Genomic DNA, 21,744 nt, shown 5'->3' on the forward strand with positions numbered 1-21,744 from the left:
TCCGCTCCCGCCGCTGCTTTCATTTCCGAGACATTGCATGACGATCACGTTGAAGCCCCAGGTCCCCGATATCGATACTTATCTCAATCTGCGCGTCAGTTCCGGATTAAGCGGCTATGGCCGGGATGCCGTGGAAATCGGCCTGAAGAACAGTCTCTATTCGGTCATGCTTTTCGACGGCAGCGAGGCCATCGGCATGGGCCGCCTGATCGGTGACGGCGGCTGTTTCATCCAGGTGACAGATATTGCCGTCCTGCCCGCCTATCAGGGCCAGGGCCTCGGCAAGCGCATCATGGCCGCGCTGACCGCCCATATCGAAAGCGCTTTTCCATCCTCCGCCTATGTCAGCCTCATCGCAGACGTCCCCGCAAACGCGCTCTATGCGCAATTCGGTTTCGCGGAAACCGCGCCGCGCTCCCTTGGGATGTCCCGGCGGGCGGGCAAACCCGGTCTCGGCTAAGCTGCCGTATCCATATTCCGGTTAAGCTCGCAAATCGGGTCGTTTGGGACATTTGCCCGATCTATGGTCACCTCAACGCAATCGAGGAGATCAACCGATGTTTCAGATCCAGCCCCTGCCCGCCGCCGATTTCGCCTACCTGGCCGGCCTGAGTGATGCAGAACTCACCCGGAAGAATATCCAGGTGCACTATTCCGACGGCAGATTTCCCTGCCGCGTATCGCTAGCCGACGCTGCCGAAGGCACGAAGGTCTATCTTCTCAATTTCGAGCATCAGCCGGGGGAAACACCCTACCGCTCCCGTCATGCGATCTTCGTCGCAGAAGGGGCCGAGGAAAGCCATCCGGAGCCGGGTGTGGTTCCGGAGGTGCTGGCCCGCCGCCTGCTGTCGGTGCGTGCCTTCAACCAGGGCCACGAGATAATCGACGCGGACGTGATCGAGGGCCGCGAGGTCGCCGGACTTATCGCGAAGTTCTTCGACAATCCGCAGGTCGACTACATCCACCTGCATTTCGCCGGCCGGGGCTGCTATGCGGCCAAAGTGACGCGGACCGCCTGGTCCTGACCAATCGAGCCTGAATCAATAAAGCCTGAGCAACCCCTCGGAGGTGGCTTCCTCAAGAAGCGCCTCCGGGCTTTGCGTCAGCTTGCCGTGCTTGATCATGGCATCGCCGATATCGCCCAGATCGTCGGCATTCTTCCAGCTTTCCGGCTGCCAGATCTTCGACCGGATCATCGCCTTGGGGCAATGCATGAAGGCGCGGGTGACATGCACCACCAGCGCCATTTTCGGCACCTTGCCGTCCACCGGCATCCTTTGCAGCAGGTCCGCGTCCCGGACGATCCTCGCCTCGCCGGAGACCCTGAGTGTTTCCTCCTTGCCAGGGATGAGGAAAATCAATCCGATGCGCGGGTCTTTCAGGAGATTGTGGTAGCTGTCGAGACGGCGGTTGCCCGGCCGGTCGGGGATGGCGAGCAGCGTGTCGCTGAGGACGGTGACAAAACCCGCCGGATCGCCCTTGGGGCTGATATCGACGACACCTTCCGGATCGGCCGTTGCAATCAGGCAGAAAGGCGCGCGTGAAATGAACGCGCGGCAAAGGTCGTCCAGGGCGGTGATTTCCTTGACACGGACCTTTTCCGGTGCCGTTCCCGCATGGGCTTCGAGCTCTTCCGCCGTTTCGATCACATCGGAAAAGGCTGCGAATGGTGACGGATCTGCGGGCATGCCGTATTCCCTTCCAGCGGCTGTGACGCTCTGATTTCATTACGCAATTGTCGTGGCCGGGATTATGCCTGTCAGGATCCGGCGCGGCCGACGGCCTTTTTCCCGACTGGAACCCCGTTTCTGGCTAAACTGGATCTTACCGCCGCACAGCTGCGATGCTCAAGTGTAGCGGCATTGTCATTCTGAACGTCATACGTGCATATTGAAACCTTGCCATCAAAGGGAGATCCGGCCATGCCGACCGCAGCCAAACGCCGTGCCGCCTTCAAGACGCTTCACAAGAAGGGGCAAGCCTTCCTGATGCCGAACCCGTTCGATATCGGCACCGCTCGCATTCTGGACGGCCTTCGCTTCGATGCCCTTGCGACCTCCAGCGCCGGTTATGCCTGGACACAAGGCGTCAAGGATGCAGAAGGCATGGTGACGCGCGAGGGGGCGCTTGCTCACGCCGCCGACATCATCGGCGCCTGCAGCCTGCCGGTGAACGGCGATCTTGAAAACGGCTTCGGCGACAGTCCGGAAGACGTGGTGGAAACCGTGAAGGGCGCCATCGAGGTCGGTCTCGCCGGCTGCTCGATCGAGGATTACACCACGGATCCGAAACACCCCTATTACGACCTGGACCTCGCGGTGGAACGGATCAAGGCGGCGGTGGATGCCAAGAACCGGCTGGCGCCGGACTTCGTCCTGACAGCCCGCAGCGAGGGACCGGTCCAGACAGAGTACGAACTGGCGGAAACCATCAAGCGGCTCAACGCCTTCGCCGAAGCCGGCGCAGATTGTGTCTATGCGCCGCAGTTGAAGGACCGGGAGCAGATTGCCGTGGTGCTTGGCGCCGTCGACGCGCCGATGAATGTGCTTGCCGGCCGCCAGAACTTTCATCTCACCCGCAAGGAGCTCGGCGACATGGGCGTTGCCCGCGTCTCGATCGGCGCGGGCCTCGCGCGGCTCGCCTACCATGCTTTCATCGCGGCCGCCGAAGACATGAAGGACGGCGGCACCTTCGGCTGTTTCGACCGTACGGAGACGATGCCCGAAGGTGTTCCAGATTTCGAAGCCTTCATGAAATCGCGGCCCTGACAGCGGATGCAGCACTCCATGCCTCCCACCGGCCTGACCCGGGCAAGGCCCGGTGACGCTGAAGCCATGAGCGCGCTCGCCGAGCGCGCTTACGCGCACTACATCCCGATCATCAATGCCATTCCGGTGCCTATGAGCGCGGATTACGCCGCGCATATCCGCGATCATGAGGTCTGGGTACTGTCCTCAGGCGGCACACTTGGCGCCAGCCTCGTGCTGATCACAAATCCTGACCACCTGCTTATCGAAAGTATCGCTGTCGATCCGGCGGAACAGGGAAAGGGGCACGGCCGCACGCTGCTCGGCTGGACAAGGCAGCGGGCGTTGGACCTGAAGCTGCCGGAAATCCGGCTCTACACCAACGTGCTGATGACGCAGAACCGAGCCTGGTACCATCGAGCTGGATTTTCCGAAACGCACGAGGAACAGCGCGGTGACAAGCGCATCGTTCATATGAAACTTGTTCTCGAGCAACACTCACCTATCGAGGAACAAGTGACCGGGCGGCCCGATTGAACCGCCCGTTTCATGTGTCTAATCAGGACCCTGATTTTTCAACTTCTTCTGCTTCATGATGCCGCGAACCATCTTGCCGAAAGCCTTGTCCTTCGACCGGCGTTCCGCAAGGCTGGAGGAATTGAAGGCTTCTTCGGCCTTCAATTTGCGCCATCTCGCCAGCCTCGCCACATCGAGCTCACCGGCCAGAATTGCCTCCTGAACGGCGCATCCGGGTTCCGTTTCATGCGCGCAATCGCTGAAGCGGCAGCGGGCCGAAAGTTCGCTGAGATCGGCAAAGAGATCGTCGAGACCTGACGAGACATCCGCCAGCTGCAGTTCGCGCATGCCGGGCGTATCCAGCACGAGGCAGCCGCCGGGCACCATGTGCAATTGGCGGTGCGTCGTCGTGTGCCGTCCCTTGGCATCGTCCTCACGGATGGACTGGGTCGCGATTGCCTGCGTGCCGGCAAGGGCATTGGTCAGCGTGGACTTGCCGACACCGGAAGAACCGAGAAAGGCGATGGTCTGCCCGGGCTTGCACCACTCGGCGAGTTTTGCCGCCGGTTCTTCGCCTCTGGCATCGAGGGTCAGAACCGGCACCTGAGCGGAGATCGTGGCTGCCCGGTTGGCATAATCCCCGGCATCTTCCGCCAGATCCGCCTTGGTCAGCAGGATGACCGGCGCAATTCCGGCATCGAATGCAAGGGCGATATAGCGTTCCAGACGGGCAATGTTGAAGTCCGGGTTGCAGGACGAGACGACGAAGGCCGTGTCGATGTTGGCGGCGATCAGCTGGACCTGCCGGTCCGTCCCCGGGGCTCGGCGTTTCAGAAGGCTCTTGCGCTCCAGCAGGCGGCTGGAGGACGGATGCTTGCCGTCAAGCAGCAGCCAGTCGCCGACCGTTGCGCCGCTGCCCGGCGGGACCATCTCGTCGATGCCGTCCCCCAGCACATGCAGGGCGTTGCGATGGACCTCGACAACACGCACGGGCGGTGTCTCGCTCAGCTCATCGGCGCTGGTCTGCTGTGCAAAGAAGCTCTGCCAGCCAAGGGTTTCAAGAAAGGTCGGTTGCCGTTTCGGGCTGGTTTCCGGCTTGCCGGAGGGAAAGAAGGCGGAATAATTCCGTGCCATTGGATGTCTCATGAAAAGAACACACGTCATCAGGCGCCCGTTCGGGGCACCGGTTCATGTCTTCACGGCTCCCACGAAAGGGAACCGGCTCATGCAATCTCGGACATCCAATCTCCATCTGGCGCTTTCACAAGGCGCTCGACATAGCTAGTCCCATCCGGCCGGCGTTTCAAGCCCGGCTGAGACGTGCGTTTCTTCTTCCTGCCTATTGCGGACGCTCGCCGACATAGGCGGCGCGGGGCCGGATCTGTTCCGGCGCCCGGTACTGTTCCAGCGCGTGGGCGATCCAGCCGGTCATGCGGCCGGCACAGAAGATGATCTTGCCGCTCTCCTTCGGCAGGCCATAGGTCTTCTGGATGGCCGCCAGAGCCAGGTCGATATTCGGCGCTTCGCCGAAAAGGTCCCGCGCAATGGTGATGAGGCCTGGCAGACGCTGGACAAAGGGATGGTTTGGCTCGCTGCGGAAGAGGATGTCCAGCAGGCAGGCCGCGCGCGGGTCCGGCACCTTGTAGATGGAATGACCGAAGCCGGGCAGCGGATCGCCGCGGCTGAGCCTGTCCGAAAGCATCGCCTCGATATCCGTTTCCGGGCCGATGTCCGAGAGCCAGGCAATCGTCCGGTCGGAGGCCGCACCGTGGCGCGGACCGGAAAAGGCACCGAGACCCGAGATCAGCGCCGCGTGGAGCGGTGCGCGCGTCGAGGCGGCGCAGCGGGTGGCGAAGGCGCTGGTGTTCAGTTCGTGGTCGGCACACAGCACCAGCGCCGCCCTGATGACGTTCTTGGCCTGGGACGACACGCCGTAGGCAGCGGCGATCTGGGTGTGGATCGGCACGGCAACCGGATCGGCATTGAGGAGCGCCGCCACGGAATAGCGCAACAAGGCCGCGCCCTTGACCTGCAGCAATTTGGGCGCCTGGGTGAAGGCAGCCTTGTCCTGCAGCGGCCAGGCGGCGAGCGCCATCATCAGCCGGTCGAGCGTCGCCAATCCCTCCGGCAATGTCGGTGCCGGCAAGGGGGCTGCTTCGGCGAAGGGATCGGCCTGCGAGGCCCAGAGCAGGGTGGCGACGGTTTCGAGCGTCGAGGTCTTGGCAAGATCCACTGCGGCGCGGCCCCGGTAGACCGGACCCGTTTCCGAAATCAGCGTCAGCTCGGTCTCCAGCACGGGATCGCCGGTCAGAGGACGTGTGCCGGAATGATCGTCGGCGGCCTTGCGGCCCTTGAGACGGCGCACATCCGCCGCGTCGTAGCGGCGCTGCTTGCCGGGGCCGGCAATCGAGGAAATCAGTCCCCGGCTGACATAGGCGTAAAGGGTTGCGGGCTGGACGCCGAGTTCGGCGGCAGCTTCACGGGCGGAGAGGTAGATCGGCGTGGTCATGAGTTGATTTTAATTATCAATATTGATCAATGCAATTGGTTGTTTCTAGGTGTCTGCGATAACCGAGGAGACACATATGACCGAAGCGCCAAATCACGCCCGGATGACCCCGGACCCGATTGCCGGTCTCGAAGGCGTCGTTGCCGCCACAACCACGCTCAGCCATGTCGACGGCGAACGCGGTATTCTGATCCTGCGTGGCAAACGGATAGAGGATCTCGCCGGGCACCTGACCTTTGAGGAGGCCGTCCGCCATCTCTGGCAGGATTTCGATCTGCCACAAGCCGACAGCCTCAAAGACGCCTTCGGTCAGGCGCGGCTGGCCGCCTTTGCCGTTGTGCGGCTTCTGGAGCGCGCGCCGGCAGCGCTCAACGTCTATGAGCGCATGCAGCTCGGCCTTGCCGCCCTGCCGCTTCAGCGCGACCTTCCCGCAGCCATCGCCATTTCCGGCGCGCTGCCTGTGTTCCTGGCCGCGTCCCACCGGATCTCGACCGGCCAGGCGCCGCTTGCCCCGGACAGCACGCTGGAAACTGCTGCGGACTTGCTGCGCATGCTGACAGGCGAGACACCGCCCGCTGCCCATGCCGCCGCGCTCAACCGCTATCTGGTGACCATCCTCGATCACGGCCTCAATGCATCGACTTTCACGGCAAGGGTGATCGGCTCCACCCAGGCGGATCTCAAAGCTGCGGTGCTGGGTGCCATGGGCGCGCTCAGCGGACCGCTGCACGGCGGCGCGCCGGGGCCGGTGCTGGACATGATCGATGCCATCGGCAGCCCCGACAAGGCCGCCGGCTGGATCAAGGCTGCGCTTGCCCGCAGGGAACGGCTGATGGGCTTCGGCCATCGCATCTACCGCACCCGCGATCCGCGCGCGGATGTGCTGAAGGCGGGGCTGCGGCTGCTGGGGTCCGGCAATCCCAAGGTCCGGCTGGCGGAAGAGATCGAACAGGCGGCACTCATCGCCTTGAAGGAAGCCAAGCCCGACCGGCCGCTCGATACCAACGTGGAGTTCTATACCGCGGTGCTGCTCGACGCGATCGGTATCGACCGCAGTCTCTTCACGCCGCTCTTTGCAGTCGGCCGCACGCCCGGCTGGTGCGCCCATGTGCTGGAACACCAGAAAACCGGCAAGCTGATCCGGCCGTCGTCGCATTATATCGGACCAGCGGCCGACTGATCCTATCGATCAAACTGACCGTCGCCCGGGACAAAGTTTCCGGGCGGACATTCAGTCCTCCTTCCGGCTAGTGCTGTTGAGCCGGTAGATCCGGTCCCGCACCCACATATGAACAGGTGAGCGGTGATTGAGCGTTGTCCAGACCAGCGCGATGGTGACCGTGGTCCTGACCGGACACTCGACAACCCGAAGCCCTGCGCTGACCGCCTTGGAAAGGCGCTCCGGCACGGTCGCAACCAGGTTGGAGCCCGCCACCAGCAGCTCCAGCCCCGCAGGGCTCGGCACCCGCAGGGCGACTTTCAGTGCCTTTCCCATCCGCTCAAGTTCGATCAGGTAGCGCGAGCGCCACTGGCCGCCATAAGTGACGAGCACGTGGTCGAGGCCGAGATAATCCTGCAGGCTCAAGGGCTCTTCCGCCTTCGGATGGGATGGATCGAACAGGCAGACATAGCGGTCCGGGTAGAGATCGCGCCGGTAGAAATGCGGGTCAAAGCGCTCGAACGGTCCGATCAGCAGGTCCGCCTCATTCCGGAGCAGCCTTTCGTGACCGATGCCGGAGGCATCGATGATTTCCAGTTCCAGGTTCGGCGCTTCGCGCGTCAGCGTGTGCACGATCTCCGGGATGATCAGAACCCGTTCATAGAAATTGCAGGCGATGGTGAATTTCTGCGAGACAGTCGCGGGATCGAACTCCGGTGGGGCGGCAAGTTGCCGGAACTCGCTGGTCAGACGCTTCGCCTGGAGCACGATGTCCTCGCAGCGCTGCGTCGCATGCAGGCGGCGGGACTGGCGGACGAAGAGCGGGTCCTGAAACACATCGCGCAGCTTGGCGATGGTGTAGCTGACAGCAGACTGGTTGACCCCCAGCTCCTCCGCCGCCTTGGTGAACGACCTCAGCTGGTGCACGCAGACCAGAACCTGCAGGGCACGGAAATCGACATCCAGCGGATCGAAGGCAGTCGTCATCTGCTCACACTCCCTTGGCAATCCTTCATAAAATCAAAAAATTCGATGGCAACTATAAAATCAATCGTATTGCCTGATTTTATCGAGGCAGCTTAACTGCCCCCGTTGCCGGATTTGGGAGGAGATGGCGCATGGCGGTCGTACCGGTCGACGACAAACTGACGCTGGCAGAGCTGACGCGGGATCCTTATCCGATCTACCGGCGCATGCGGGCCGAGACACCTATCGTCAAGGTGCCTGCCGCCAACCGGATCTTTCTGACCAAGGCCAAACACACCCGAATGGTGAAGGACGATCCGGAGCTTTACAGCTCCGACGATCCGGTAACGCCGATGCGGCGGGCGTTTCTCGCCCACACCCTGATGCGCAAGGATGGTGAGGAACACCGGCGCGAGCGCATGGCGATGCAGCCCGCCTTTTCGCCCAAGGTCATCAAAACGGATTGGGCCGAGCTCTACCGCAGGATCGCCGCTGACTACCTTGACCGGCTGCCGCGCGGCGAGACGGTGGATCTCTTTACCGGCCTGTGCGGCCCGGTGGCGGCTAGGATCCTTGCCCATATTCTCGGTCTCGACGAGGTCAGCGATACCGACATGCAGCGCTGGTCGCAGGTGCTGATTGATGGAGCCGGCAATTTCGGCTTTGCCGACGAACCGTTCGAACGCTCGGATGCCGCCAATGCGGAGATGGATGCGGTCTTCGACAGCCTGATCCACCGGCATAAAGCCGAGCCCAACAATTCCGCCTTCTCGGTGATGCTGAACGCCAAAGACCCGATCCCGAAAAGCCAGATCTACGCCAATATCAAGATCGCCATCGGCGGCGGCATCAACGAGCCCCGGGATGCGCTTGCAACGATCATCTACGGTCTTCTCACCAACCCGGACCAGCTTGAGGAAGTGAAACGCCAGGAAGCCTGGGCGGACGCCTTTGAAGAGGGTGTGCGCTGGGTGGCGCCGATCCAGGCTTCGTCCCGGCGGGTAACACGGGACCTTCAGATCGACGGCATCGACATTCCCGAAGGCGTGACGCTGATGACGATCCAGGCGTCCGCCAATCGCGACGAAGACCTTTACGAAGACGGCGAGGCCTACAACGTCTTTCGCAAGAAAGCACCGCACCAGGCCTTCGGCAGCGGCCCGCATCACTGCGCAGGTGCCCATATTTCCCGCCGGACAGTGGGCGAGATCATGCTGCCGATGCTGTTCGAGCGGTTTCCGAACATGCAGCTCGACAGGGCCGAAGATGTCGTCTGGAGCGGCTTCGGCTTCCGCGGTCCGCTGAACCTGCCCGTCAAACTCAACTGATCAAGGAGAGGCTACATGGTGGAGGTCACCTTCGTCCAGCCGGACGGCAACAGCATCACGGTTCGCGGTGAACCAGGCTCCAGCGTCATGGAAACCGCGGTGAACCACGATGTCGACGGCATCTTTGCCGAATGCGGTGGCGCCATGATGTGTGCGACCTGCCATTGCTACGTGGACGAGGCCTGGGCGCAAAAGACCGGCGCACGGGTCGACGGCGAAGTGGACATGCTGGAATGCGCGGCTGCCGAACTGCGCGGCACCTCGCGCCTTTCCTGCCAGCTGAAACTCAGCAGCGATATGGACGGGCTCATCGTGCATCTGCCGGAGGAACAGGCCTGAGAGCGAAACATCATCACCAACGGCCGGTGGGAGACGGCCGATCAGGCCGCCGGCGAGACGGAAAACCCGGCAGGCGGCACTTCGAAAGGGAGGACATCATGGCGACTTACAAGACACTGACAACACTGGCGGCGGAGGCGGTTCTGGCCGCAGGCCTGACGCTTGCAAGCGCATCCGCACCCGTAGCGGCGGCGGATGTCACCCTGCGGCTGCACCAGATGCTGCCGGCGCAGGCGAGCGTGCCGCGCAATATCCTGGAACCCTGGATGGCGAAGATCCAGGAAGAGTCCGGCGGGCGGATCGAGATCCAGCACTTTCCCGCAATGCAGCTTGGCGGCAAGCCGCCGGAGCTGATCGACCAGGCGATCGACGGCGTCGCCGACATTGTCTGGACCCTGCCCGGCTATACGCCAGGCCGCTTTCCGCGGACCGAAGTGTTCGAACTGCCCTTCATCATGACAGATGCCGAGGCTGTCTCTCGCGCCTACTGGCAGCTGGCGGAAGAAACCATGCTGGACCAGGACTTCAAGGACATGAAGGTTCTGGGGCTCTGGGTGCACGGGCCGGGACTGATCCACTCGAAGGAACCGATCGACTCGCTCGACGATCTCAACGGCGTCAAACTGCGCGCGCCGACACGCGTCACCAACGAGATGTTCAGCGCACTTGGCGCGACACCGGTCGGCATGCCGGTGCCGGCCGTGCCGGAAGCCCTTTCCAAGGGCGTGATCGATGCCACAGTGGTGCCCTGGGAAGTGACCGGCGCCCTGAAGATCAACGAGCTCGTCAGCAACCACACGGATTTCGGCAAGGACGCGCTTTATACGGCGACCTTTGTGCTCGCCATGAACCGGGCCACCTATGACGCGCTTCCCGATGACCTGAAGGCGGTCATCGACAACAATTCAGGCCTTGAGCTCTCTGCCTTCGCAGGCAGGCAGATGCAGGCCGACGACGCCCCGCCGCGGGATGATGCGATCGCCAAGGGCGGCGCCATGATCGAACTCCCAGCGGAAGAGATCGCCCGCTGGAAGGAGGCTGCCGCGCCGACGCGCGAGAAGTGGATCGTGGAGATGGACGAGAAGGGCCTCGACGGCAGCGGGTTGTACCAGCGTGCCCTTGAGCTGATTGCGGAAAACACCGCCAACTGACGGGGTCAGATAACCGGCTCTCGGCACCGGCTTCCCCACAGGGCCGGTGCAAAATCGCCCCGCGCGGCTTGCCATCGCGAAGCCGTGCGGGGTTGCCGGTTGCCAGGGGCGTTCTGCAGCGGACAAGCTGCAGAGCGCCTCTTTCGATTTCAGGACATTCGTAACTGAGCGATCGAGCCGGCCCAAGCCCGATAACCTCTCCCAACGGGAGAGGGAGTTGACCTCGCCAAAGGCGACCGCCCAGCCTCCGCCAAGGAAGCCGCTCAGTCCGCCATCTGCGCTTCGCGGACGGCGAGGTCGATTTCATTGACGAGACCGTCGTCAAGGTTCAGCCGTGCGGCCAGCATCTGCAGATAGGCCCGTTCGGCCGGATGATCCGGATCGATGGCAAGGCGGGAGGCGGCATAGATCTCGGCGGCCGTCTCCTGGCAGGTGGCGCTGGAAACCACCTTGTCGAGGTCGAGCGGTGACCGCAGCTCGTCCATCAGGAAGGCCTTGGCTTCGCTGTCGAGGCCGGCTTCGTCGATCTTGGCGAAGATGCGGTTCTGTTCGTCCCTGTCGATGTTGCCGTCCGCCTTGGCGGCGGCGATCATGGCCGTCAGCAATGCCGTTGCCAACTGGTGCTCGCCGCCGGGATGTTCGCACGGATCGAAGGCAGTACCGCGCGGGGCTTCCAGCGGGATCGGCTCATCCGCCGGATATTGCGGCCGCGGTGCATTCTGCTGATTTGCCTGGTAGCCCTGATAGGCCTTGTAGGCGAGGCCGGCGACCAGGGCGAGACCGCCATAGGTCACCGCCTTCTTGCCGATCTTGCGACCGGATTTGGTGCCGAGCATCAGGCCGGCAAGGCCGCCGAGCGCGAGGCCACCACCCTGGGAGGAGAGGAAGTCCTTGCCTTGCGAGAGAAGGTCCCCGGAGCCACCCTGACGACCTCCCTGGCGGCCACCGTCGTGTGGGCCGGGCCGCCCGCCCTGAGCGCCCATAAACTGGTCCAGCAAGGATTTTGCATCAAACATCGTCTGCTCCACAATTATGCCGCCCTGACGGGCCGAAATCACGATCGTCCTAACAAATGGGATTTTCTGTCCCGGACGCAAGTTTGCGCTACAGTCGCGTACAATTTACGACCTGTCGCAAGAGATCCAATGGCAAAAGACCGGACCACCGACTTCTTTCGAATTGCCGGTTTTGCTTTGGCTGCACTCATGATTGCCGCCTCTCCGGCCCGATCCTCTTCTGCGGGCGATGCGCCGGACTCCTATGCCGAGATCGAAGAAGACGGATTGAAGCAGGCCTATCTTGAGGCGCTGGCTGCCACCGAGGAGAGTTCGACCGGCAAGCTTGTCCATTACCACCAGGGCACCGGCACGCAGATCACCGTTCACGCCGTGCAGGATCGCGGCTTGCCGAGCGGCGAGGAGTATCCGACCTACGTTTTCAGGACAGTCGGCGGGGTGGACCGGCCAGAGCTGATCTACAAAACCCTTGTCGGAACCCGGATCTACCATTCAGATTCCTACAGCGATACCGGCTGTCTGTTTTCCGCGCAAAAAGCCTATTCGGATATCTGCCTGGCCGACGTCAATGGCAATGCAGCCCCTGACCTGCCCGGACTGCGCAAGGATTTCTGGTCGGATCTGATCAAGCTCTTCGGTCTTTGATTTGCCGTTTCAGGACGTACCCAGCGGCAGCAAATTGTCGTCCTTCAGCGTTTCCATGGCGATCGAAGACCGGACATGGTGGACGGCCTCCTGCGGCAGAAGGTCGTCATTGATGAAGTCACTGAGCGCCTTCAGATCCGGCACCACGACCTTCAGCATATAGTCGACATCGCCCGTCAGCGTGTGCGCTTCCTGCACTTCCGGCATGGCTTTGACCATGTTTCGGAACTTGCGCGCGTTTTCCTTCGAATGCGCACCGAGCGTCACGCCGACAAAGGCCGTCACCGTTAGCCCCAGCGCTTCCGGATCGAGGGCCGCGCGGTATCGGCGGATGACGCCGGCCTCTTCCAGCTTCTGCCGACGTCTCGAGACCTGGCTGGCTGAGAGGCTGATCACCTCGCCCAGCTCCGCGTTGGTCAGCGCGGCATTGTCCTGCAATGCGGCCAGCAGCTTCACGTCATAGCCATCCAATGCAACGCTCATGCGCCTCTCCCGATTTTCACGCACGTTCGATGCAACATCATACGGGAAATCACGTGGATTGCACACACCCTGCGCGGGTTTGGCGGCATTCTGAGGAAAATGATTTCTCGAACGAGGAGGAGCCCCGAATGGGACCGTTTCCGCATAACGCACCGCCTGCGCGGATCACACCGGACAATCCGGCCGGGACCGACGGTTTCGAATTCGTCGAATTTGCGCACCCGGAGCCGGAAAAGCTGGACGAGCTCTTCCGCAAGATGGGCTATGTGCCGGTCGCCAGGCACAGGACCAGGAACATCACGCTCTACCGCCAGAGCGACGTCACCTATGTGTTGAATGCCGAGCCCGGCAGCTTCGGCATGCGCTTCGTCGACACGCACGGTCCCTGCGCCCCGTCCATGGCCTGGCGCGTCGTCGATGCGCAAAAAACCTTTGAGCACGCTGTCGCCAGGGGCGCGACGCCCTATGAAGGCGACGACAAGACCCTGGACGTGCCGGCCATCGTCGGCATCGGCGGATCGCTGCTCTATTTCGTCGACACCTACGGCGAGAAGGGCTCGGCCTATTCGAAGGAATTCACCTGGCTGCGCGAATTCGATCCACAGCCGAAGGGCGTCGGCTTCTATTACCTCGACCACCTGACCCACAACGTCTATCGCGGCAACATGGACAAGTGGTGGGACTTCTACCGCGACCTCTTCAACTTCAAGCAGATCCATTTCTTCGATATCGACGGGCGCATCACCGGCCTTGTCAGCCGGGCGATCACCAGCCCCTGCGGCAAGATCCGCATTCCCCTGAACGAGTCCAAGGACGACACCAGCCAGATCGAGGAATATCTGAAGAAGTATAACGGCGAAGGCATCCAGCACATCGCGGTCGGCACGGACAATATCTACGAAAGCACCGACCAGCTGGCGGAAAATGGCCTGAAGTTCATGCCCGGCCCACCGGAGACCTATTACGAGCGCTCCCGCGCCCGCGTTTCCGGGCATGACGAACCGATCGAGCGCATGAAGCGCCATGGCATCCTCATCGACGGCGAAGGCGTCGTCGATGGCGGCATGACCAAGATCCTGCTGCAGATCTTCTCCAAGACCGTGATCGGTCCGATCTTCTTCGAATTCATCCAGCGCAAGGGCGATGAAGGTTTCGGCGAAGGCAATTTCCGCGCCCTGTTCGAATCCATCGAGGAAGACCAGATCCGCCGGGGCGTGATCAAGACTGAAGCCGCCGAGTAATTCCCACTTGCCGGTTGCTTTGGAAGGCCGCTTCTTCGCAAGGGAGAAGCGGCCTTGATCCTTTATAAGATCCCACTCAGGCCACCCGGACCTCGTCCTGCCAGAAATGGTAGAGCGCTTCGATATCGCCGCTTGTCAGCAGTTTCATGGCCCGGGACAACGTCTCGTCCCGCCAGTCCCACCAGGCCATTTCCAGAAGCAGGGCGATGCGCTCGTCGCTGAACCGCTTCCTGATCAGCTTCGCCGGATTGCCGCCGACAATGGCATAGGGCTCGACATCCCTTGTCACTAGTGGTTCGATTCTGACATTTGCATCCCCCTGCTGCTAGCGCTGGAGCAAATGTCAGAATCATAAGAACCACTAGATAAATATATGATTCTAGTGGAGCTGTTGAATTTGACATTTGAGCATCAGCCTAGCCGCGAGCGGGACTCAAATGTCAAATTCGCTCCACTAGCGCTCTTGTGCCGATAACCGCGCCGTCGCCGACCTTGATGCCGGGCATGATGATCGCCTCGGTACCGATCCAGACATCGTTGCCGATCACCGTGTCGCCCTTGCCGAGATAACCGTTCGCGGCACCGGCAAATTGCGGTGCATCCGGTTCATAGGCAAAAGGAAACGTGCTGACCCAGTCGGCCCGGTGCCCCTGGTTGCCCGCCATGATGAACGCCGCGCCGGTGGCGATCGAACAGAAACTGCCGACAATCAGCCGGTCCTCGTTGTCCTCGCCCGACAGGTAACGGGCGCATTCGTTAAAGCTGTGCCCATGGTAATACCCGGAATAATAGCTGTAGCGGCCGACGGAGATGTTCGGATTGGTCACCTGTTTGTCGAGCGCAATGCCCTTGAACGGGCTTTCGAAAAAATTGTTCATGGATGGCCTCGTTGCGCCACGGTGCAGCTTCCGAAGAGACTGCTTCAGGGGCGTTTGATAAAAAATCTTGTCAAAATTTTACGTCTACCGATCAGCTAAATCATTGTTTTTGCAATTAATAAAGTCTGCTTGACGGAAGCGACAAAAATTCTTCAAACAAATTTTCTCCCCATCAAGGAAGAAGTCCGCGGGGCAGGGGTTTTACTGACAGAGGCTGCCGAGTAGGCCCTCTGTTGCATTGTCTAAGCACAAACTTTTTTACCTCCGCCCCCACGCGGAGGTTTTTTTTGCGCAATCGCAGGTTTTAGAGCGTATCGCGTTTAACTGGAAATGTCTTGCATCGCTTTTTGCGTTGAAATCTCTGATTTCAGACAGCGAAAAGCGATTCCGATAAAACGCGATTTGCTCAAGGGTGCGGCTCGTGGGGGAGAGGTGGTCCTGGCGGGCAAGTGCCCGCCGAAGAAGGCTCTGTTCCGGGTCGGCTTCACACAGCGGCAAAGTTCCCCATCACCGCCTTCGCGCCGATCTGCTTCAGGAAGGCCTGCGGGTTGAAGTCCGCCTTGCGGTATTCCTCGGCCATCCTCATCTTTGCAGCCCGGAACACGTCCTCATTCCGCCACTCGACAAAGGTGACGAATTTCGCGGTTTCCGCGCTTGCTGGCTGTTCAAGGACAAGGTTCTGGAGACAGCCCTCGATATCCTGCAAGAACCCGCGAATGATGGTGAGCCGCTCCAGCAGCGCGTCGCGCGATTGAAGCGGCACCTCGAAGCTGTCGACGCGGTAAATGGACTGCGATGTGGTCTCTGCACTCATGCTGACCTCCTTGATTTTCCTGAAGGAGATACAGCCCTACAACCTCAACTTAAATTGAGGTCAAGCAGGATTTCCGAGGTAGCCCAAACGCATTTCATCGGGGCCAAGCGGCTTATTTCGCTGCCACTTTCGCTTCCAGCACGTCCCAGACCATCGCCGCCACATCCGGGCCGCCGAGATTGCGGATGGCACGGATGCCGGTCGGGGCGGTGACATTGATTTCCGTCAGCCAGCCGTCGATGACGTCGATGCCGACCAGAATGAGGCCCTGCTCTTTCAGCGACGGCCCGAGGCGGGCGCAGATCTCGCGTTCGCGCTCGGTGAGTTCGCTGTCGGTCGGCGCGCCGCCGCGCACCATGTTGGAGCGCAGGTCTCCTGCCGCCGGCACCCGGTTGACCGCACCGGCAAATTCGCCGTCGACCAGCAGGATGCGCTTGTCGCCGTGTTTCACGTTCGGCAGGAACTGCTGAATCACCCAGGGTTCGCGGAAGGTGGCGGCGAAGAAATCGTAGAGCGAACCATAATTGAGATCGTCGCGCGTAACGCGGAAGACCGCCGCACCGCCATGACCAAACAGCGGCTTCATGACGATGTCGCCGTATTCCTCGCGGAAGAGGTCGATCTCGGCCCTGTCCTTAGTGATCAGGGTCGGTGGCATCAGGTCCGGAAATTCGGTGACGAACAGTTTTTCCGGCGCGTTGCGCACGGAAACAGGGTCGTTCACCACAAGGGTATCCGGATGGATCTTCTGCAGGATGTGGGTTGCCGCGATATAGGAGAGATCGAAAGGCGGATCCTGGCGCATCAGCACCACGTCGATCTCGCGCATGTTCATGCGCCGCTTCTCACTGAGGGTGAAATGATCGCCCTTGACGTCGCGCACATCCACCGGCTCCAGCGCGCAGAAGACCTCCTCGCCGCGCATCGCCAGGCGCTCGGGCGTATAATGATAAAGCTCATGCCCGCGGGCCTTTGCCTCCAGCATCATCGCAAAGGCGCTGTCGCCGGCAATGTTGATGGACGAGATATGGTCCATCTGGACCGCTACTTTCAAAGCCATGAGGCAACTCCCGGCGGGCGCGCCCGAGGCGCTTTGGGATTTTCAGAACGATTGGTCCAGATATGCGGTGCGGGGTCCGCTTTGTCCAGAGGGGGAGGTGAGAAGCTTCTGCCTTTGCCTCAATGTCATTCCGGACAAGGACGTTTGATCGTAAAAAGCAGCCGACAGCACCTATATACCTCTCCCGTTGGGAGAAGTCGGCGCAAAGCGCCGGGTGAGGGGTCAGACATTAGTGTCTTTTCTGAGAGTTTTGCACCCTCACCCCATCCCTCTCCCAATGGGAGAGGGAGCCTTCCTTGCCAGCTTCGATAGCTCTCCATCACTCCGGATCTGCGTTCGGCTGCGCCTCACTTGTCCGGAATGACGACGGAGGAACAAGTGGCGTGTCTACTCCCACGCCTCGAACGCATTCGCAATCCGCTCTGGCAGCGCCCAGGGGCGGATGATGACGATGTCGAAGCGGAGCGTGTAGAACCCTGCCTTCGGGTGCCGGGTGACAAAGAACCTGGCGGCGCGGGAGATGCGTTTCTGGCTGGCGGGCGTCACCGCCTCCAGCGCCGCTTCCCGCGTTTTCCGCGCCTTGACCTCGATGAAGGCCACCGTCTTGCGGCGCTTGGCGATGATGTCGATCTCGCCGGAACTTGTCTTGTAGCGGCGCTTCAGGATGCGCCAGCCGGTGAGGCGCAGATACCAGGCGGCATAGGTTTCCGCGTGCAGGCCAAGCGTCTGGGCCTTGCGGCGGCGATCGCTGGAAAGGCCGTCGCCGCCCCGCGCCATCAGTCCGCGTCCGCCTTCAGTTCCAGCGCGCGCTTATAGACCTCGTTGCGGTCGAGGCCGGTCGCCTTGGAAATCTTCTTGGCGGCGGCGCTGACGGGCATCTCGGCCAGGGCCTCGGTCAAGAGGCTGTCCAGATCCGAGCTGTCGGCTTCCGGCTTGTCTTCGGGCGGGCCCACCAGGATGACGATCTCGCCCTTGACGGTCTGGCCGTCGAAACGCTCCGCGAGTTCTGAGAGGCTGCCGCGCTCGAAGGTTTCGAAGCGCTTGGTCAGCTCCCGCGCGACGACGGCTTCGCGGTAACCGCCCAGCACCTCCGCCATCTGCACAAGGGTCGCGGGCAGGCGGTGGGGGGATTCGAAGAAGACAAGCGTTGCCGGGATCGATTTCAGCTCTTCCAGGCGGCGGGTCTTCGGCCCGCCCTTTTGCGGCAGGAACCCGGCAAAGAGCACGGTGTCGCTCGGCAGGCCAGCGGCGACGAGACCGGCAAGCGGTGCTGATGCACCGGGGATCGGGATGACACGAAAGCCTGCCGCGACAACATCGCGCACCAGCCTGTAACCCGGATCGGAGACGAGTGGCGTACCGGCATCGGAGACCAGTGCCACGGCCCGGCCATCCTCCAGCGCTTCCAGGATCTTCGGCCGCTGCTTTTCCGCGTTGTGCTCGTGATAGGCCAGGAGCGGGGCTTTCAGGGAAAAGCGTTGCGTCAGCGTCGCCGTCACCCGCGTATCCTCGCAGGCAATCACACTGGCGGCGGCCAGCGTTTCCAGCGCCCGGACGGTGATGTCGCCGAGATTGCCGATGGGCGTCGAGACGATATAGAGCGCCGGCTCCAGATTGGGCGCGGTGAAGGCATGTTCGGCAAGGCTGTAGCGGTTTTTGTCCGCGCCCGGTGCGGCCGTCTCCCTGCTCATGTCGCCTTCCTTTCTCGCCTGCTTTTGTCTTGCGCTAGCCTCTCGATACAACCAATGCAAGGCAAATCCACCGATGATCGCGTGGATATGCCATTGAAACGCCACTAAATCTTTACAGGTCCATAGCGAGTACGTAAGTCTTTTCCAAAGGGTGGATTGACAGATATGGCAAGTGGACTGCGGGGCGACGACGTGCAACAGCGCAGACGAGTTTTCCTGAAAACGGCTCTGGCCGGCGCCAGCACGCTACTGCTCGGCGGCTGCATGGGCTCCAATCTCGGTTCCGTTCCGGGCGACCAGATCCAGCCGAGTGCGCTGCCGCAGACGACAGGCGAGGTCATCGGGACCGGCGGCGTCCGGGTCGGGCTGCTGCTGCCCCTGGCAAGCGCCAGCGGCAATGCCTCCATCGGCACCGTCTTCAAGAACGCCGCCGCCCTCGCCCTGCAGAATTTCCCGAGCGCCGATGTGCAGCTGCTGGTGAAGGATACAGGCGGCACCGCGGAAGGCGGCCGTGCGGCGGCGCAGGCGGCCATTGCCGAAGGCGCGGAGCTGATCCTGGGTCCCGTGTTTTCCCCCGCCGTTGCCGGCGCTGCCCAGGCAGCCCGGGCGACCGGCGTACCGGTGATCGCCTTTTCGACGGATACATCCGTTGCCGCGCGAGGCGTCTATCTCCTCAGCTTCCTGCCGGAGAACGACGTCAAGCGCGTCATCGGCTATGCCAACAGCCAGAACAAGAGCTCCTACACGGCGCTCATCCCGGAAGGGTCCTACGGGGCCGTGGTCGAGGCGGCATTCCGCCAGGAAGTCGGCCGCGGCGCCGGCCGGATCGCCTCGATCCAGCGTTACAAGCTGGAGGGCTCCGACACGGCGGATCTCGTTGCCAAGACGGCGGCGCTGAAATCGGTGCTCACCAACTCCGACGCGCTGTTCGTGCCAGCGGGCGGCGGCGTACCGTCCGTGGTGGTGCAGACGCTGGTCAGCCAGGGTGCCAATCTCGGCAATATCAAATTGCTCGGCACCGGACAGTGGGACTCGCCGCAGGTGAAGAACAACCCGGTGCTGGCGGGTGCCTGGTTTGCCGGCCCCGAGGACAAGGGCTTTCAGGCCTTCGCGCAGCGGTATCAAACAGCCTACGGGTCTGTGCCACCGCGCAATGCCAGCCTTGTCTATGACGGCGTGACGCTGGCCGCCGGGCTGATCCGCTCCGCCGGGCAACAGCGCTTCCAGCAGAGCATCATCACAAACCGCGACGGCTTCATCGGCATTGACGGCCTCTTCCGCTTCCAATCCAATGGTCTCAACCAGCGCGGCCTTGCCGTCTACCAGATCACGGGCCAGGGAACGCAGGTGATCTCCCCGGCGCCGCGGGACTTCCGCACCGGGTTCTGATTTTTCTCCTCACCGGCAAGTCTCAGGGAGTGCTTTGTCAAATGCTGAGCGGCAAGGAAATCGTGCTGATCATCAGCGGCGGCATTGCCGCCTACAAGTCCCTGGACCTGATCCGGCGGCTGAAGGAACGCGGCGCAAGGGTGATCCCGGTGATGACCAAGGGCGCGCAGGAATTCATCACCCCGCTGGCCGCCGGGGCTCTTTCGGCCGAGACCGTCTATACCGATCTTTTCGACCGGCAGGCGGAACACGATGTCGGCCATATCCGCCTGGCGCGGGACCACGATCTTGTGCTCGTGGCGCCGGCCACCGCCAACCTGATGGCCAAGATGGCCCATGGCATCGCCGACGACCTTGCAACCGCCATCCTGCTGGCGACAGACAAGCCTGTGCTGGCAGCGCCCGCCATGAACCCGAAAATGTGGGACAACGACGCGACGAAGCGCAATCGCGCGCTTTTGAAAACTCGCGGCATTGCCTTTTGCGGCCCTGCAGCCGGTGAGATGGCCGAGCGGGGCGAGGCGGGCACCGGGCGCATGAGCGAGCCGCTGGAGATCGTCGCTGCTGCCGAAGCGGTGCTGCGGGACGCGGCAATCAGGGCCGGCACGCTGCCGCTCGCCGGCAAACACGTTCTGATCACCTCCGGGCCGACCCATGAGCCGATCGATCCGGTGCGCTATATCGCCAACCGGTCCTCCGGCAAGCAGGGCCATGCCCTTGCCCGCGCCGCCTGGGAGGCGGGCGCCCGGGTGACGCTGGTTTCCGGCCCGGTTACCCTGCCCGATCCGGCGCATGTCAATGTCATTCACGTGGAAAGCGCCGCTGCCATGCTGAAGGCGGTGGAAGGCAACCTGCCGGCGGATATCGCCATCATGGCGGCCGCCGTCGCCGACTGGCGGGTGGCGTCGGAAGGCGCGCAGAAGATCAAGAAGGACGGCAGCGGCAATCCGCCGGCGCTGGAGCTGACGGAAAACCCGGATATCCTGGCAACCGTCGGCCATCACGACACGCTCAGGCCGAACCTCCTGATCGGCTTTGCCGCCGAGACCCAGAACCTGATCGACAACGCCCGCTCCAAGCTGGAACGCAAGAACGCCGACTGGATCATCGCCAACGATGTCAGTCCGACGACGGGCATCATGGGGGGCGATGCCAACACCATCCGCGTCGTCAGCCGCGACGGCGTCGAGGACTGGCCGGAGCTGGACAAGGGCGAAGTCGCCCGGCGCATCATTGCCCGGGCTGCGCAAGCGCTCACGGGCTGAGGTCCTCCGGAGCCGAATCCGCAAGCACGGCCTTTCAGATTTCCGCGTAGATTTCCAGGATGTTGCCGTCCGGGTCCCGGAAGAACAGCGTCCGGTGCCCCCAGGGCTGGTCGGTGACGGGCAAGGCCATCTCGATCCCCTTTCCCTCCAGTTCCCGAGCACAGGCCGAGACCTCCTCCGGCGAGACCCGGAAGGCAAGCTGCAGCGACAACTGCCCGGCTGCCGTCGGCGTATCGTTCCAGATGAGCCCCCGTTCGGTCAGTGCCAGCACTTGAGAACCCACGGCAAATTCGATCCATTGCGGCCCCAGCTCCCGCACGAGCGGGAATTGCAGGATGTCCCCGTAGAACCGGCGCATTGCCGGCATGTCTCGGGCGAAAATGACGGTGTAGTCGATGGCCTTAATGGCCTTGAGCGCGTTCATGGAAGCTTCTCCCGTGTGAGCGTTTGCCGATTGTGCTAAGAAAACCGCACCGGAGGCGGCCGCCGCGGTAAGAAAATCACGTCTTGTCGTTGGCATTGATCCGTCTCTTTATCGTTTGTGACC

23 protein-coding genes and 3 pseudogenes are annotated in these 21,744 nt (G+C 62.1%); 12 read left to right on the top strand and 14 right to left on the bottom strand.

All coding sequences use genetic code 11. The annotated features are described in order from the left end of the window. The first annotated feature begins 37 nt into the window (after positions 1 to 37). On the top strand, positions 38 to 460 hold the full coding sequence (locus ACX3M4_RS17855; RefSeq protein ID WP_459354337.1) for a GNAT family N-acetyltransferase: 423 nt from the start codon (positions 38 to 40) through the stop codon (positions 458 to 460). 97 nt (positions 461 to 557) lie between these two features. After that, a complete protein-coding gene (locus ACX3M4_RS17860) occupies positions 558 to 1,025 on the top strand; it encodes a DUF1203 domain-containing protein (RefSeq protein WP_459354338.1) in 468 nt (155 codons plus the stop codon). A gap of 15 nt (positions 1,026 to 1,040) precedes the next feature. Here ACX3M4_RS17860 and ACX3M4_RS17865 read toward each other — a convergent pair whose 3' ends face one another. Further along, entirely contained in the window at positions 1,041 to 1,688 is a 648-nt protein-coding gene (locus ACX3M4_RS17865) for an MSMEG_1061 family FMN-dependent PPOX-type flavoprotein (protein WP_459354339.1), read from the bottom strand. 234 nt (positions 1,689 to 1,922) lie between these two features. On the opposite strand from ACX3M4_RS17865, the gene ACX3M4_RS17870 reads away from it, so the two are divergent. Further along, positions 1,923 to 2,768, top strand: a complete 846-nt coding sequence (locus ACX3M4_RS17870) for an isocitrate lyase/PEP mutase family protein (protein ID WP_459354340.1) — start codon at positions 1,923 to 1,925, stop codon at positions 2,766 to 2,768. 18 nt (positions 2,769 to 2,786) lie between these two features. Then, the gene (locus tag ACX3M4_RS17875) at positions 2,787 to 3,284 is read left to right on the top strand and encodes a GNAT family N-acetyltransferase (protein WP_459354341.1); all 498 of its coding nucleotides are present in this window, start codon (positions 2,787 to 2,789) and stop codon (positions 3,282 to 3,284) included. A gap of 18 nt (positions 3,285 to 3,302) precedes the next feature. Here the strand turns inward: ACX3M4_RS17875 and rsgA are convergent, their stop codons facing one another. Then, complete coding sequence (gene rsgA / locus ACX3M4_RS17880) at positions 3,303 to 4,397, bottom strand: ribosome small subunit-dependent GTPase A (protein ID WP_459354342.1); 1,095 nt, start codon at positions 4,395 to 4,397, stop codon at positions 3,303 to 3,305. A 205-nt stretch (positions 4,398 to 4,602) separates the two neighbouring features. Then, positions 4,603 to 5,772, bottom strand: coding sequence for a citrate synthase (locus tag ACX3M4_RS17885; protein ID WP_459354343.1), 1,170 nt, complete (start codon positions 5,770 to 5,772; stop codon positions 4,603 to 4,605). A gap of 76 nt (positions 5,773 to 5,848) precedes the next feature. Between ACX3M4_RS17885 and ACX3M4_RS17890 the strand changes: the two genes are divergently transcribed. After that, the gene (locus ACX3M4_RS17890) at positions 5,849 to 6,952 is read left to right on the top strand and encodes a citrate synthase/methylcitrate synthase (protein WP_459354344.1); all 1,104 of its coding nucleotides are present in this window, start codon (positions 5,849 to 5,851) and stop codon (positions 6,950 to 6,952) included. A 51-nt stretch (positions 6,953 to 7,003) separates the two neighbouring features. Here the strand turns inward: ACX3M4_RS17890 and ACX3M4_RS17895 are convergent, their stop codons facing one another. Further along, a complete protein-coding gene (locus ACX3M4_RS17895) occupies positions 7,004 to 7,918 on the bottom strand; it encodes a LysR family transcriptional regulator (RefSeq protein ID WP_459354345.1) in 915 nt (304 codons plus the stop codon). A 131-nt stretch (positions 7,919 to 8,049) separates the two neighbouring features. Here ACX3M4_RS17895 and ACX3M4_RS17900 point away from each other — a divergent pair, with 131 nt between their 5' ends. From ACX3M4_RS17900 to ACX3M4_RS17910, 3 genes are all read left to right on the top strand, one after another. Continuing rightward, a complete protein-coding gene (locus ACX3M4_RS17900) occupies positions 8,050 to 9,225 on the top strand; it encodes a cytochrome P450 (protein WP_459354346.1) in 1,176 nt (391 codons plus the stop codon). A 15-nt stretch (positions 9,226 to 9,240) separates the two neighbouring features. Beyond that, positions 9,241 to 9,564, top strand: coding sequence for a 2Fe-2S iron-sulfur cluster-binding protein (locus ACX3M4_RS17905; RefSeq protein ID WP_459354347.1), 324 nt, complete (start codon positions 9,241 to 9,243; stop codon positions 9,562 to 9,564). 98 nt (positions 9,565 to 9,662) lie between these two features. Further along, on the top strand, positions 9,663 to 10,715 hold the full coding sequence (locus tag ACX3M4_RS17910; protein WP_459354348.1) for a TRAP transporter substrate-binding protein: 1,053 nt from the start codon (positions 9,663 to 9,665) through the stop codon (positions 10,713 to 10,715). Positions 10,716 to 10,978: 263 nt separating this feature from the next. On the opposite strand, the gene ACX3M4_RS17915 is transcribed toward ACX3M4_RS17910, so the two are convergent. Continuing rightward, positions 10,979 to 11,731 (bottom strand): tellurite resistance TerB family protein, encoded by a 753-nt coding sequence (locus ACX3M4_RS17915; RefSeq protein ID WP_459354349.1) that lies wholly within the window; start codon positions 11,729 to 11,731, stop codon positions 10,979 to 10,981. A 129-nt stretch (positions 11,732 to 11,860) separates the two neighbouring features. On the opposite strand from ACX3M4_RS17915, the gene ACX3M4_RS17920 reads away from it, so the two are divergent. Continuing rightward, positions 11,861 to 12,376, top strand: coding sequence for a hypothetical protein (locus ACX3M4_RS17920; RefSeq protein WP_459354350.1), 516 nt, complete (start codon positions 11,861 to 11,863; stop codon positions 12,374 to 12,376). A 9-nt stretch (positions 12,377 to 12,385) separates the two neighbouring features. Here the strand turns inward: ACX3M4_RS17920 and ACX3M4_RS17925 are convergent, their stop codons facing one another. Beyond that, entirely contained in the window at positions 12,386 to 12,859 is a 474-nt protein-coding gene (locus ACX3M4_RS17925; protein ID WP_459354351.1) for an Lrp/AsnC family transcriptional regulator, read from the bottom strand. A gap of 128 nt (positions 12,860 to 12,987) precedes the next feature. Here ACX3M4_RS17925 and hppD point away from each other — a divergent pair, with 128 nt between their 5' ends. Further along, positions 12,988 to 14,100 (top strand): 4-hydroxyphenylpyruvate dioxygenase, encoded by a 1,113-nt coding sequence (gene hppD / locus ACX3M4_RS17930; protein ID WP_459354352.1) that lies wholly within the window; start codon positions 12,988 to 12,990, stop codon positions 14,098 to 14,100. A gap of 76 nt (positions 14,101 to 14,176) precedes the next feature. Here the strand turns inward: hppD and ACX3M4_RS17935 are convergent. From ACX3M4_RS17935 to rsmI, 6 genes and pseudogenes are all read right to left on the bottom strand, one after another. Beyond that, a pseudogene (locus ACX3M4_RS17935) lies at positions 14,177 to 14,392 on the bottom strand (type B chloramphenicol O-acetyltransferase); the annotation flags it as partial. Between the two features lie 154 nt (positions 14,393 to 14,546). Continuing rightward, positions 14,547 to 14,978, bottom strand: a pseudogene (locus ACX3M4_RS17940) (LbetaH domain-containing protein); the annotation flags it as partial. 484 nt (positions 14,979 to 15,462) lie between these two features. Beyond that, on the bottom strand, positions 15,463 to 15,792 hold the full coding sequence (locus tag ACX3M4_RS17945; RefSeq protein WP_459354353.1) for an antibiotic biosynthesis monooxygenase: 330 nt from the start codon (positions 15,790 to 15,792) through the stop codon (positions 15,463 to 15,465). A 112-nt stretch (positions 15,793 to 15,904) separates the two neighbouring features. Then, a complete protein-coding gene (gene gshB / locus ACX3M4_RS17950; protein WP_459354354.1) occupies positions 15,905 to 16,852 on the bottom strand; it encodes a glutathione synthase in 948 nt (315 codons plus the stop codon). A gap of 387 nt (positions 16,853 to 17,239) precedes the next feature. Then, a complete protein-coding gene (locus ACX3M4_RS17955) occupies positions 17,240 to 17,629 on the bottom strand; it encodes a YraN family protein (RefSeq protein ID WP_459354355.1) in 390 nt (129 codons plus the stop codon). Further along, positions 17,629 to 18,543 carry a 16S rRNA (cytidine(1402)-2'-O)-methyltransferase gene (gene rsmI / locus ACX3M4_RS17960; RefSeq protein WP_459354356.1) on the bottom strand — a complete coding sequence of 305 codons (915 nt, stop codon included), beginning with the start codon at positions 18,541 to 18,543 and terminating at the stop codon, positions 17,629 to 17,631. Before rsmI ends, ACX3M4_RS17955 begins: the two co-directional genes overlap by 1 nt. Positions 18,544 to 18,708: 165 nt before the next feature. On the opposite strand from rsmI, the gene ACX3M4_RS17965 reads away from it, so the two are divergent. Both ACX3M4_RS17965 and coaBC read left to right on the top strand, forming a co-directional pair. Then, positions 18,709 to 19,932: a penicillin-binding protein activator gene (locus ACX3M4_RS17965; protein ID WP_459354357.1), complete on the top strand. Its 1,224-nt coding sequence runs from the start codon at positions 18,709 to 18,711 to the stop codon at positions 19,930 to 19,932. A 41-nt stretch (positions 19,933 to 19,973) separates the two neighbouring features. Then, the gene (gene coaBC, locus ACX3M4_RS17970) at positions 19,974 to 21,197 is read left to right on the top strand and encodes a bifunctional phosphopantothenoylcysteine decarboxylase/phosphopantothenate--cysteine ligase CoaBC (protein WP_459354358.1); all 1,224 of its coding nucleotides are present in this window, start codon (positions 19,974 to 19,976) and stop codon (positions 21,195 to 21,197) included. A gap of 34 nt (positions 21,198 to 21,231) precedes the next feature. Here coaBC and ACX3M4_RS17975 read toward each other — a convergent pair whose 3' ends face one another. Both ACX3M4_RS17975 and ACX3M4_RS17980 read right to left on the bottom strand, forming a co-directional pair. Then, the gene (locus ACX3M4_RS17975; protein ID WP_459359454.1) at positions 21,232 to 21,621 is read right to left on the bottom strand and encodes a VOC family protein; all 390 of its coding nucleotides are present in this window, start codon (positions 21,619 to 21,621) and stop codon (positions 21,232 to 21,234) included. A 33-nt stretch (positions 21,622 to 21,654) separates the two neighbouring features. Continuing rightward, positions 21,655 to 21,717: pseudogene (locus tag ACX3M4_RS17980) on the bottom strand (twin-arginine translocation signal domain-containing protein); the annotation flags it as partial. Between the last annotated feature and the right edge of the window lie 27 nt (positions 21,718 to 21,744).

This window comes from Roseibium sp. M-1 (assembly GCF_054515675.1).

What these genes read in the sequence shown, in the direction of transcription:
- ACX3M4_RS17860 (WP_459354338.1), top strand. Translation starts at nt 558, where the DNA reads ATGTTTCAGATCCAGCCCCTGCCCGCCGCCGATTTCGCCTACCTGGCC.
- ACX3M4_RS17900 (WP_459354346.1), top strand. Translation starts at nt 8,050, where the DNA reads ATGGCGGTCGTACCGGTCGACGACAAACTGACGCTGGCAGAGCTGACG.
- rsgA (WP_459354342.1), bottom strand. Translation starts at nt 4,397, where the DNA reads ATGGCACGGAATTATTCCGCCTTCTTTCCCTCCGGCAAGCCGGAAACC.
- ACX3M4_RS17890 (WP_459354344.1), top strand. Translation starts at nt 5,849, where the DNA reads ATGACCGAAGCGCCAAATCACGCCCGGATGACCCCGGACCCGATTGCC.
- ACX3M4_RS17855 (WP_459354337.1), top strand. Translation starts at nt 38, where the DNA reads ATGACGATCACGTTGAAGCCCCAGGTCCCCGATATCGATACTTATCTC.
- ACX3M4_RS17915 (WP_459354349.1), bottom strand. Translation starts at nt 11,731, where the DNA reads ATGTTTGATGCAAAATCCTTGCTGGACCAGTTTATGGGCGCTCAGGGC.
- ACX3M4_RS17965 (WP_459354357.1), top strand. Translation starts at nt 18,709, where the DNA reads ATGGCAAGTGGACTGCGGGGCGACGACGTGCAACAGCGCAGACGAGTT.
- hppD (WP_459354352.1), top strand. Translation starts at nt 12,988, where the DNA reads ATGGGACCGTTTCCGCATAACGCACCGCCTGCGCGGATCACACCGGAC.
- ACX3M4_RS17920 (WP_459354350.1), top strand. Translation starts at nt 11,861, where the DNA reads ATGGCAAAAGACCGGACCACCGACTTCTTTCGAATTGCCGGTTTTGCT.
- ACX3M4_RS17875 (WP_459354341.1), top strand. Translation starts at nt 2,787, where the DNA reads ATGCCTCCCACCGGCCTGACCCGGGCAAGGCCCGGTGACGCTGAAGCC.
- ACX3M4_RS17895 (WP_459354345.1), bottom strand. Translation starts at nt 7,918, where the DNA reads ATGACGACTGCCTTCGATCCGCTGGATGTCGATTTCCGTGCCCTGCAG.
- rsmI (WP_459354356.1), bottom strand. Translation starts at nt 18,543, where the DNA reads ATGAGCAGGGAGACGGCCGCACCGGGCGCGGACAAAAACCGCTACAGC.
- ACX3M4_RS17925 (WP_459354351.1), bottom strand. Translation starts at nt 12,859, where the DNA reads ATGAGCGTTGCATTGGATGGCTATGACGTGAAGCTGCTGGCCGCATTG.
- ACX3M4_RS17910 (WP_459354348.1), top strand. Translation starts at nt 9,663, where the DNA reads ATGGCGACTTACAAGACACTGACAACACTGGCGGCGGAGGCGGTTCTG.
- ACX3M4_RS17905 (WP_459354347.1), top strand. Translation starts at nt 9,241, where the DNA reads ATGGTGGAGGTCACCTTCGTCCAGCCGGACGGCAACAGCATCACGGTT.
- coaBC (WP_459354358.1), top strand. Translation starts at nt 19,974, where the DNA reads ATGCTGAGCGGCAAGGAAATCGTGCTGATCATCAGCGGCGGCATTGCC.
- gshB (WP_459354354.1), bottom strand. Translation starts at nt 16,852, where the DNA reads ATGGCTTTGAAAGTAGCGGTCCAGATGGACCATATCTCGTCCATCAAC.
- ACX3M4_RS17945 (WP_459354353.1), bottom strand. Translation starts at nt 15,792, where the DNA reads ATGAGTGCAGAGACCACATCGCAGTCCATTTACCGCGTCGACAGCTTC.
- ACX3M4_RS17870 (WP_459354340.1), top strand. Translation starts at nt 1,923, where the DNA reads ATGCCGACCGCAGCCAAACGCCGTGCCGCCTTCAAGACGCTTCACAAG.
- ACX3M4_RS17975 (WP_459359454.1), bottom strand. Translation starts at nt 21,621, where the DNA reads ATGAACGCGCTCAAGGCCATTAAGGCCATCGACTACACCGTCATTTTC.
- ACX3M4_RS17865 (WP_459354339.1), bottom strand. Translation starts at nt 1,688, where the DNA reads ATGCCCGCAGATCCGTCACCATTCGCAGCCTTTTCCGATGTGATCGAA.
- ACX3M4_RS17955 (WP_459354355.1), bottom strand. Translation starts at nt 17,629, where the DNA reads ATGGCGCGGGGCGGCGACGGCCTTTCCAGCGATCGCCGCCGCAAGGCC.
- ACX3M4_RS17885 (WP_459354343.1), bottom strand. Translation starts at nt 5,772, where the DNA reads ATGACCACGCCGATCTACCTCTCCGCCCGTGAAGCTGCCGCCGAACTC.